This window comes from Oribacterium sinus (assembly GCF_014202695.1).
Taxonomy (GTDB): domain Bacteria; phylum Bacillota; class Clostridia; order Lachnospirales; family Lachnospiraceae; genus Oribacterium; species Oribacterium sinus.
The window spans coordinates 132,034-142,708 of record NZ_JACHHH010000008.1 but is presented as its reverse complement, the minus strand read 5'-3'; the positions used below and the strand labels follow the sequence as shown (position 1 = coordinate 142,708).

At 42.5% G+C, this 10,675-nt stretch carries 9 protein-coding genes; 5 read left to right on the top strand and 4 right to left on the bottom strand.

Annotated features, from left to right (window positions below):
* Nucleotides 1-254 precede the first annotated feature (254 nt).
* The 4 genes from HNQ46_RS08635 (at nucleotide 255) to HNQ46_RS08620 (ending at nucleotide 4,192) form a co-directional block, all read left to right on the top strand.
* Nucleotides 255-866, top strand: coding sequence for a helix-turn-helix domain-containing protein (locus HNQ46_RS08635; RefSeq protein WP_183684332.1), 612 nt, complete (start codon nucleotides 255-257; stop codon nucleotides 864-866).
* A gap of 132 nt (nucleotides 867-998) precedes the next feature.
* Nucleotides 999-2,324, top strand: coding sequence for an ATP-binding protein (locus tag HNQ46_RS08630; RefSeq protein ID WP_243155889.1), 1,326 nt, complete (start codon nucleotides 999-1,001; stop codon nucleotides 2,322-2,324).
* A 404-nt stretch (nucleotides 2,325-2,728) separates the two neighbouring features.
* Complete coding sequence (locus HNQ46_RS08625) at nucleotides 2,729-3,145, top strand: YjdF family protein (protein ID WP_007157312.1); 417 nt, start codon at nucleotides 2,729-2,731, stop codon at nucleotides 3,143-3,145.
* A gap of 21 nt (nucleotides 3,146-3,166) precedes the next feature.
* Nucleotides 3,167-4,192, top strand: a complete 1,026-nt coding sequence (locus tag HNQ46_RS08620) for a hypothetical protein (protein ID WP_183684330.1) — start codon at nucleotides 3,167-3,169, stop codon at nucleotides 4,190-4,192.
* Here HNQ46_RS08620 and HNQ46_RS08615 read toward each other — a convergent pair.
* The 3 genes from HNQ46_RS08615 to HNQ46_RS08605 all read right to left on the bottom strand — a co-directional run bounded on the left by HNQ46_RS08615 (nucleotide 4,152) and on the right by HNQ46_RS08605 (nucleotide 7,704).
* Nucleotides 4,152-6,026 carry a heavy metal translocating P-type ATPase gene (locus HNQ46_RS08615; protein WP_183684329.1) on the bottom strand — a complete coding sequence of 625 codons (1,875 nt, stop codon included), beginning with the start codon at nucleotides 6,024-6,026 and terminating at the stop codon, nucleotides 4,152-4,154. The genes HNQ46_RS08620 and HNQ46_RS08615 overlap by 41 nt on opposite strands.
* Nucleotides 6,027-6,345: 319 nt before the next feature.
* The gene (locus HNQ46_RS08610; RefSeq protein WP_183684328.1) at nucleotides 6,346-6,618 is read right to left on the bottom strand and encodes a metal-sensing transcriptional repressor; all 273 of its coding nucleotides are present in this window, start codon (nucleotides 6,616-6,618) and stop codon (nucleotides 6,346-6,348) included.
* 72 nt (nucleotides 6,619-6,690) lie between these two features.
* The gene (locus tag HNQ46_RS08605) at nucleotides 6,691-7,704 is read right to left on the bottom strand and encodes a WYL domain-containing protein (RefSeq protein ID WP_183684327.1); all 1,014 of its coding nucleotides are present in this window, start codon (nucleotides 7,702-7,704) and stop codon (nucleotides 6,691-6,693) included.
* 511 nt (nucleotides 7,705-8,215) lie between these two features.
* Here HNQ46_RS08605 and HNQ46_RS08600 point away from each other — a divergent pair.
* A complete protein-coding gene (locus tag HNQ46_RS08600) occupies nucleotides 8,216-9,697 on the top strand; it encodes a DUF2828 family protein (protein WP_183684326.1) in 1,482 nt (493 codons plus the stop codon).
* Between the two features lie 102 nt (nucleotides 9,698-9,799).
* Here the strand turns inward: HNQ46_RS08600 and HNQ46_RS12095 are convergent, their stop codons facing one another.
* The gene (locus tag HNQ46_RS12095; protein WP_242822645.1) at nucleotides 9,800-10,447 is read right to left on the bottom strand and encodes a DUF3137 domain-containing protein; all 648 of its coding nucleotides are present in this window, start codon (nucleotides 10,445-10,447) and stop codon (nucleotides 9,800-9,802) included.
* Nucleotides 10,448-10,675: the final 228 nt, after the last annotated feature.

The window sequence follows — 10,675 nt, the reverse complement described above, 5'->3', positions numbered from 1 at the left end:
TAGCCCAAAATGAAAGCCAGCGCCTTTAGACGCTGGCCAGTAGCAGGGGCTTATAGCCCCGAGCAAACCACCCGTTTGACGGGTGGTAATGATTTACTTGCCATTTCGGTGGAATTAGTCTTAATAAGAGAAGAAGCTGAATATAGAGAAGAATTTAGATTCAACCGCCGGTGGAATAGGTAGAACTCAACCGCCGGTTCCTGTCATTTTCGACGGTTTCCGGTAAGCTTGTGTCGTGAAAGGAGGTGTCCGATATGGATCAAATCAAAATCGGAAAATTTATAGCAGCTTGCAGAAAGGAAGAGGGCATGACACAGGCGGAGCTTGCGGAGAAGCTTGGTATCAGTGATCGGGCGGTATCCAAATGGGAAACCGGAAAGTCTATGCCGGATTCTGGGATTATGCTGGAGCTTTGCGGATTTCTGAAAATCAACGTAAACGAACTCCTGTCGGGCGAAAGAATCATGGCAGAATTCTATAATAAACAATTAGAAGATAACCTTCTGGCAATGAAACGAGAAGTGGAGGAAAGGGACAGGAGAGCCCTTAAGTTGGAATACTGGCTGGGATTCTCGGCTGTACTCTCCGGCTCGGTCTTAATCCTTTTGGCATCCTTCCTGGTAATGCCTTTCTGGCTGAGAATGGTACTCTCCGCCTTTGCCCTTATGATGATTTTACTGGTAAGCTTTATCGCAGTTGGCATTGAACAGAAAGCCGGGTACTATGAATGCGGGTGCTGTCATCATCGCTATGTACCCTCTTACAGCAAGGTCATTCTATCCATGCACAAGGGTCGGGCAAGATATATGAAGTGTCCTGTATGCGGAAAACGAAGCTGGCAGAAAAAGGTATTGGGAGAAGAATAAAATCTTGTGTATTTCATAAAAATGCCGTTAACGGCAAAAATATAAAATGAATCTCTTGCGAATTTTCCGAATAATGAGTACACTATTTCATAAAAGCGCCGTTAACGGCAAAAATATGAAATGGAGATCGAGATGGAAATCAATAGAGAAATCAATAGAGAAATCAATAGAGAGGTGTATCTTAATCGACTTATTGTCAGAAAACACAATGGCTTCATTAAAGTGATTACCGGAATCAGACGCTGCGGGAAGTCGTATTTGCTGAATACTTTATTCTATAAGCATTTACTTTCAGAAGGTGTAGGAGAGAGTCACATTATCCGATTCGCCTTTGATACAGCGGAGGATTTATTAAAGATTGGAGAAGATCCCATCGTACTGGATAATGAAAAAGAAGAGCGTAAGGTGGATCCCTCCCGATTTATTACCTGGCTGATGCCACAGATTCGTGGTGAAGGCATGTATTACCTTTTGCTGGATGAGGTGCAGAAGCTGGGAGCCTTTGAATCAGTGCTGAATGGATTCCTTCGGAAGCAAAATGTTGATGTTTACGTAACAGGCAGTAATTCCAAGTTTCTGTCAAAGGACATTTTAACTGAATTTGAGGGAAGAGGGGATGAAGTGCATGTGCTGCCTTTATCTTTTTCCGAATACTATGCATTCAAAGAGGGAGATAAAAGCGAGGCTTATGATGATTACTCCGTTTACGGAGGGCTTCCGGCGGTTGTGCTGATGAATACGGAAGAGCAAAAGACCAATTATTTAATATCCCAAATGAAGAACGTGTATCTTCGGGATATCGTGGCCAGATATTCGGTACAGGATGAAAGCGCCTTGGGAGAAGTAATTGACGTCATTGCCTCAGGTATTTCCACCCTTACCAATCCAAGAAAAATTGCTGCAACGATGAATTCTGTTCATGGGATGAATATCAGTGATGCAACAGTGGATAAATACATCACCTATGGGGAAGAAGCATTTATGCTCTCGCGGGTAAAAAGATATAATGTGAAAGGGCGAAAGTATATCGGAACCCCTTATAAAATCTATTTTGAAGATTTGGGTCTTCGAAATGCCCGACTGTCATTTCGGCAGATCGAAGAAACTCATATAATGGAGAACATCATTTACAATGAATTGCGATACAGGGGCTATCAGGTAGATGTGGGAACCGTGGAATCTAGGGAAAAGGATACCAATGGGAAAGAGATTCGGGTGCAGAGGGAAATCGATTTCATTGCTACCTTAGGAAGTAAGAAGTATTATATTCAGTCTGCCTATGCCATTCCCGATAAGGAAAAGTATGAGCAGGAATGCAAATCCTTTGAGCGCACCATGGATTCCTTTAAGAAAATCATTATCGTAGAAAAAAGTATGAAGCCTCGCTATGACGAAAACGGATATCTGATGATGGGAGTTAAGGAATTTTTATTAGATGGCAATAGTTTGCTGATTTAATTCATGAAAAGTATCGTGTGAAAAGCTCAAGATACTTTTTTAATGGTATTTAACTCGAAAAATAAAGGTGGAATTCCGCCGGAATTTTTCGAGTTTGTGTTATAGGAAACAGTACGGGAGAAGCGGGAGATATCTTATTAATTGAGAATAGAGTAAAAATTTTGTCAGTTGATACAAAAGAAAAAGAAAGCATTGTCAATATATTTTTCCATCGTTATGATAGAAGGCGATGGAAGAAATTTCATCGATTATGTTATGTACACAGCAAAGATAAAAACGCAACGCATACAGAGAAGTATGCCAGAGCCGGTAGGTAGCCCGGCCGTCACAGAATCTTGTGGTAAGTAACCTTCCCCTCCGGGTTGTCCATTCTTTGTCCATAAAGCAATTTAGGAGGGACAAATATGGACAAGATGACTTGTCAAATGACAGTGCTTTTTGAAGGCGCTTTTTGGGTGGGCATTTTTGAGAAAACAGAGGGAAATCGCCTATCCGTTGCGAAGGTGACTTTCGGTGCAGAGCCCAAGGACTTGGAGGTACGTGATTTTATCTTAAAGCATTTTTATGAGCTGAAATTCAGTCCGGAAGTCAAAACGCAAGTCAAGGAAAGAAAACAGAATCCGAAAAGAGCACAAAGAGAGGTCAAAAAACAATTGCAGCGTGCTGGCATCGGGACGAAGTCGCAACAGGCGTTAAGTTTACAGCATGAAGAGAACAAACAAAAGCGTAAAGAAAAAAACAGAGAACAAAAACGCATCGAGGAAGAACGGCAATTTATGCTGAAGCAAGCGAAGAAAAAAGAAAAACACAGAGGCAGATAACGAACAAGAGCGAGGAATAGCATGGCCGCTTTAAAACTAAGCCTTATACAAAAATACAAGTTGGAAAATGCATATACCTATGTGTACAGCACAGGCTTTCTTTCTCCTGCGTGTCCGGAGCAGGGCACGAGCATTCTCCTCTTAACGAGAAGAGAAGAATCCCCCGGAGTCTACACTGTTCTTGTCCTGTCCGAAACCGGCATACAAGAAATAGAGCTTGGGGAGGACTTTCTTGATAGGGAAAATGATCCGGTACTTTTTTCCTATCGGGACAGCTTCGGGGTAATCAAAGCGAAGAAAGAAATTGCCTATTTTACCGGAGATTTTTCTTCGCCGGAAATCATCCCGATTAAGAGTGGATTTTTGCTCTTTAGCAAAGTGCTTCCGGACAATGCAAGAGAGCGGTATTTTCAGACTGTTTCAGACGGCAGCCTGATTCCCGTCTGCTTTGAAAAGGAAGTTTATTACGGTCTTTCCCGATGTTTTGCTTTATTAGACTTTGACCCTGTAAAAAAAGAAGCCAAGTGGAAAGGCTTTTCGGAAATAGAGAAAAATGCCTTTATGCACCATGATGATAGGACGAAAGATGCTCCGAAAATCGACAGTTTAAAAATTGTAAATAATGAACTTTATGCCTATACTTCGGGAGAAAGTACAGGCTCGGTGAACAAATGGGGAATGGATTATTATGCTTTGGCAAAAATCTCCTCTGAGGGCAAAGTAAAGGAAAAACTCTTGGAGTCGGAGCAATTAAAAGCGGGAGGAAAAAAGTCCGGGGTGAACGGAACTTTCACCCATTCGGATTATCTTATTCTCACACCGCTTTTTAACAATGACGATTGGAAGGGGAAGCAAAAGCTCTTTTCCCTAAGAACAAAAGAATATTTGGATATTGTCATGCCAAGGGGGATGACGAAGCATAGCTTACACAATATTTGTGGAGAGCTATGCCTCACTGCTCTGTATGACAGAGGATTGAAAGAAATCGGACTTTGTAAAATAGAGACTATTCCTGTGCCTTCCATTTTAAAAGCAGTGCAGAATTAATAATAACCAGTACACTTCCTGCATTGTGCACGAGAGCGCCCACAACCGGTCCTAGTATGCCGGTAATGGCCAGCACAATGGCAAGGAAATTCAGCGCCATGGAGAAGCTTAAATTGATTTTTATAGTTTTCATCATTCTCTTTGATAGAGCAAGAAGGTGGGGGAGCTCTTTAATTTCATCATCTACCAAAGCAATGTCTGCGGCGTCCACGGCAATATCACTGCCGATTCCTCCCATAGCGATACCGACATTTGCTTTTTTCAGAGCAGGTGCATCGTTAATGCCGTCTCCAATCATAGAGACACTTTCTCCTCTTTTTTGCGCCTCTTCTATCGCAGTTAATTTATCTTCAGGAAGACAGTTGGCCTTTACCTCGGTAATACCTACCTTCTTTGCAATGTTTAAAGCGGCATTTTCATGATCCCCGGTAAGGAGTACGGGGGTGATATGCAAATCTCTTATTTTCTGAATGGTATCATAGGATTCTGTACGCAGTGTGTCGGAAAGAACGATAAATCCTGCCAACTCTCCGTCGATTCCCATGTAAATGACGGTGCTTCCGTCAGAAAGATAGCTTTCTGCTTCTTTAGCGACCTCTGCATTCAGGTGGATTCTGTTGAAGAGTTTCGCATTTCCTGCATGGATGGTTTTTCCGTCAATTACAGCGGAAACGCCTTCTCCCGGCTCCATGTGGAAATCCTGGACGGGAAGAGTTTCTTTTCCATAGCAATGGACAATCGCTTTCCCCAGGGGATGCTCGGACATTTTTTCAACGGATGCGGCATAAGCGTAGAGCTCCGCTTCGGAGTAGGAGGAAAGGGATTTCACTGCGGTGACAACGGGGGTTCCGTAAGTTAATGTTCCCGTCTTATCAAAGGTGATTTTCCGCACTCCGGCAAGACGCTCTAAGGCATCTCCTTCCCGAACAAGAAAACCGTGTTTTGTGGCATTTCCGATGGCAGCCATAATAGCAGTGGGGGTCGCAAGGACAAGGGCGCAGGGACAGAAAACAACCAGTATGGTGACGGCACGAATGATTTGCCCTGTAAAAAGCCAGGTGAGGGTTGCTGCGGAGAGCGCGATCACTACAATCCAGGTAGCCCACCGGTCAGCCAGTCCCACGATCTTTGCCTTATCAGCGTCCGCAGATTGGACCAACTGAATCATACGTTGAATGGAACTGTCTTTACCGACCTTGGTTGCCTTCATTTCAAAGGCACCGTATTGGTTCACGGTTCCGCTGGAAACCGTATCTCCCACCGTCTTGTCTACCGGTAGAGATTCACCGGTCATTACCGCCTGATTTACGGAAGTTTGCCCGGAAAGAAGGATACCGTCTACAGGAATGGTTTCTCCGGGAAGCACCCGCAGAATGTCCTTAAGCTGAACCTGCTCTGCCGGGATGATTTGTTCTTCGTTATGGGAAATGACACGGGCAGTTTGGGGAGTGAGCTGTACCAGCTTTTCTATGCCTGCTCTTGCTCTGGCCACAGTCAAGTCCTCCAAGAGCGCACCGAGCTGCATGATGAATGCCACCTCTCCTGCCGCGAAATCTTCGTGGATGAAAATAGAGGCAATGAGCGCAAGAGAAACCAGAACATCCGCTTTAATATCAAAGCGGGTAGTCAGTCCGATCACCGCCTCCAGGATGATAGGGATTCCGCAGAAGAGAATGGAGAGCCAGGCAATGTCGAAGGGGAGGGGGAGAAAGGGAAAACGACTGTTCATGAGACTGAATAAAAGAGAAACACCGCCAATCACAAGGAATACAATATCTTTTTTCATTCCACCAACTTCCAACAATTCTTCCAATTTGAACATCATTTTTTTCATGCATGCTTCTCCTTTTTTTGCTTTATTATCGGGAAAATGAAAATAAAAAATTTCTAATATCTTGATTAATACCCATAGGGGTATAGCTACATAATATACCTATAGGGGTATAAGTTGTCAAGAAAAAAATTAAAGCATATAAGAAAATGATTTGATGTGAAAAGCAGCCAACGAGATATTGCACACTACGCGTGCAATACTCGTTAAGAATAAGCTGTCTCAGGCTTCGTCCGCGTCACTTGCTCAGAATAAAAAAGAGCCTATAGCAGCGCTTTATAGTAGCTCCGCATATAGACTCAAACAGAAATCTTGAAAATCCTTACTGCATATTGGCAAAACGTTCGATGGCTTTTGTGAAATTTTCAATTTCGGCCTCATCACCCTGCTCCACCGCGTCTTTAATGCAGTGGTGGATGTGCCCTTCCAAAATGACTTGTCCGGCTTTATTTAGTGCGGACTTAGCTGCGCTGATTTGAGACAGCACATCTTCACAGGGAACATCATCATCCACCATCCGATCAATGGCTTTAATCTGTCCCATGATTTTGGCAAGTCTCCGGTGTAAATTATCTGCATCCATACATTTCTTCATAGAGAACCCTTCTTTCCGGCATTACAGTGATAAGAATCATATACCCCTATGGGTATAACCATTCTATCGTTTTTATTGCTGCTTTTCAAGGATAATCTTCTCTTTCTTCCTATACGCCTCCCATGCTTTTTTGTAAAAGAGCCGCATGGATTCCCGACATTCTTCCGGCTCAAGAATCACTGCCTCTTTTCCGAAGCGATGGAAATATTCTTCCAACTGTGTTTTTGGCCAGTTAAAATAAAGAGTATTTCCTTCTTTTTTTAATACATCCGGCCTGTTTTTAGTAATGAAATGAAACTTTTGCATGCCCTTTTCCGTTAAGCGGACTTCGGCTTCAATTCCTTTGGATGTGGATTGAGGACTTCTTCTGGCAATTTCCTGGAGCTCCAGTTTTCGGCTTTCATTCGGAATGAATTTATCGGAAGAGCTATATAAGGCACGAATTCTTGAGATACGGAAGGATCTGGGTATGCCGGTTTCGCTGTCTAAGCAAAGAAGATAATTACACTGCTCCTCTTTGGATGCGGCAATACAATAAGGTTGAACCGTAAAAATAACTTTTGGAGCGGAAGTGGAAGTAAAACGGATAATACTATTTTTTCGAATGGCAGTGTTTAACTCCTCAAAGATATCCTGAAAGAGAATTCTCTCACGGTCTTTTCTGGAAATAGATAGGTAGGAGCTGAAAAAGTCATTAAGATACTGGGAGAGAGAAACCCGAGAGAGCATATTATTTTCAATAGAATGCATAATGTCCAAAGAGCGTCCGCTGACCGTCAAAGTGATGGCAGCGTTTCGCTCGCTCTTGAATTCCGTATTTCGCATATAGCTGTTCATGATTTTATCCGCGATGGCATCGGCGTCTTCACGGGAAATAGAGGAAAATGCACTGAGGTCGGATAAAATAGTATCGAGGAGCCTTTCTTTTGTTTTACGATATTCATCAAAATATTGGAGCAAAAGCTCCTTTAAAAATCCATTCAGATTCACCGAGCCGTCCTTCTTATAAAAATCAAAGAGCTCCGCATCATTCAAAAGGCGTAATCGCATCTCTTCCGGAATATATATTTTGTACTTCTCTGTCATAATTCCCACCTTCTTAAAAGAAAAATCTCCGAATTAAATCCCCCATAATGGACTTGTTAAACATCATAATAATAACGAAAATACGGTGCCTATACAATAAATTTGGAGTTGAAAATTATTTATATTCCTCAGCTTTTTATCTCCTAAAAATCGGTATATCATAAAGGCACGAAAGACACATACAGCAAACAATCATATTTGGAATTAGATCAAATGCGGGCGGTTAGTCCGGTGTGTCTTGTATAGCTTAGGATTATTCCATAAGCAAAGTAAAATAGTCGGAAAGATACCTACAGCAAAAAAATGTCATGGCGATATTTGGCTGAGATAGCCGGCGCGAGGCTAAGGTCCCGGAGCTTCCGGGGGCGTAGGATTGTTGGAGAATTGTACTCCAGGGGTTACTAAGGTCCGAGCGCTTTCGGGGGTGCAACTCCCCCTGCTGGAAGGGGCGAATACCCCTTACCTTACAAAGTATCTTGTGGCTGTTTCTTTTTAAAAGGAGGTAGGAGCAATGTTTTTAGAGGACTTAAGAAAAGAAGAGAATCTGACATATACGGAGAATGGCGCTCTTACCAACAGGAGCACAAACTCTTACTGTCTGGATCTTTTTGCCACCATTGGTGCTTTGCGAAATGCTGAGGACAATGAAATCATTTCCCGATTTATCAAGGCCTATACGGAAGATAACAATATGGCAATGAAGATTCTTTTCTTCGCAAGAGACATTCGAGGTGGCCTTGGAGAGAGAAGAGTGTTTCGGTCTATATGGAAGTGGCTTTCTCTTCATGAGGCGGAGTCCGTTCGAAAGAATATTACAAATGTTCCGGAGTACGGAAGATTTGATGACCTTCTTTCCCTTCTGGACGGACCTTGCGAAAAGGATATGCTTAGCTTCATAAAAGAGCAGTTGGATAAGGATCTTGCTGCCCTGAAAATCGGAGAGAGCGTTTCTTTACTCGCCAAATGGCTTCCTTCCGTGAATACCAGCAATAAAGATAGCGTTAAAAGTGCAAAGAAACTTGCGAAAGCTTTAGGCTTTAGCGATGCAGAGTATCGTAAAGTCCTTGTTTCACTGCGGGCGGAAATAAAGTTGATGGAGAATTATCTTCGGGAGAAGGACTACTCCTTTTCCTATGAGAAGCAGCCCTCTAAAGCTTTGTATAAGTATAGACTGGCTTTTCTTAGAAATGACAGAGAGAGATATTCTGCCTTTTTGGATAAGGCGGAAAGTAATCCATCTGTAATGAATACAGAAACCTTGACGCCCTATGATGTCGTAGCATCCATTTTCCGTAGAGATATGGAGAAAGAGGAAATCACGGAAGAGGAACGCCGTTCTATGGACGTCACCTGGAAGTCTCTTCCTGACTATACAGGGGCGGAAAATGCTCTTGCGGTAGTGGACGGTTCCGGTTCTATGTATTGTGGCTGGGGCTCCGGTTATATGCCGGCAGCAGTGGCACAGTCTTTAGGGATTTATTTTGCGGAGCACAACAAGGGCTGTTTTCATAATCATTTTATTACCTTTTCCGAAAATCCGAGACTGGTGGAGGTGCAAGGCAGAGATATTGTAGATAAACTTACGTACTGCGTAAGCTTTAATGAGTGTGCCAATACGGATTTACAGAGAACTTTTGACTTAATTCTGAAAACAGCTATTCAAAACAAGGCGAGGCAGGAGGAAATTCCTGAAAAACTCTATATTATTTCGGACATGGAATTCGATTATTGTGCGAACCATGCGGAAATGACGAATTTTGAGTGCACAAAAAAGAAGTTTGCAAAGTATGGCTACAGGCTACCACAAATTGTATTTTGGAACGCTGAAAGTAGAAACCTGCAACAGCCTGTCACGAAAAATGAGCAGGGAGTGGCCTTGGTTTCAGGGACTTCTCCACAGATTTTTTCCATGCTGTCCGAGGGGATTCTGGATCCTTATTCCTTTATGCTGGAAACACTATCTTCCGAACGCTATGAAAGAATTTGTGCATAGAAAGCAGGAAGTAAAAAAGCGGAAATTGCTGAGATAGAACAGCATTTTCCGCTTTTTTTATTAACGATATCGCTCGTAAAGCATATAGTATATCTTTTTTGGTTAGAACATTTCCGCAAGTTCTCTAGCTGAAGCCACCATGGACTTTATCTGTCGGGCGGTTTTCTCCATATTCCATTTTTTCCATGCCTTCTTATTCTTTGGGGGAGTGAATAAGGCCAAGTCGCTTTTCACTATCAAGTAAATTCGGTCGTCGTTTAAGGAAAAGCCTAACCCGGAAGAAATTTGTCTGTCAAACCAGGAAATCATAGTCGGTGTCAGAAATTTTCGCGCAGCCTGTTCATCGGTGCAGAAGATATTGTAATGTTCATTGTGGGTAATATCTTCTACATCGATTTTCTTTTCTCCGTCACAGGCAGGAAAATGCCCTCCATTTGTTTCTTTCCCCCACACTTTCTCCGTGGGAACAATTCTTAGCTGTCCTTCAAAATGAGAATGATATTGTAAAGTATAAATTTGCCCGTAGAATTCGTATAAACCTTTCCTGTCTTTTCCCTTTTGGGGAGAGTAAGCATATAAGTCGGTGATTTTTAGCTCGGGTTGCTCCTGCAAATCCAGTAAACCGGCCGGGTAGTAATAAGAAAAAATCGGCACCGCTTTTTTAAATGCATTTAGAGGAAGATTATTGTTCCCGTCAAATTCTGCCTTGGGAAGAATGATTCTCATCATTGGAGGGAGTATTCGATTCAAATAGACTTCCCTAGTATCCGGTATTTTTATTATTTTAAAAATAATACTAAGAATTGCGGCTATGATGTATAGACCAACGATAGCCAGGAGAGAAGAACAAACTATCACCCAAAGATACTTATTAAAAAGCAGAGATATGCCCTGAAATACGGTAAAGTGATTCCCGAGATATATCAGGATAGGCGAAACCAAAATACTTAAAAACGGAAGAGCGGAGAACAAGATAAG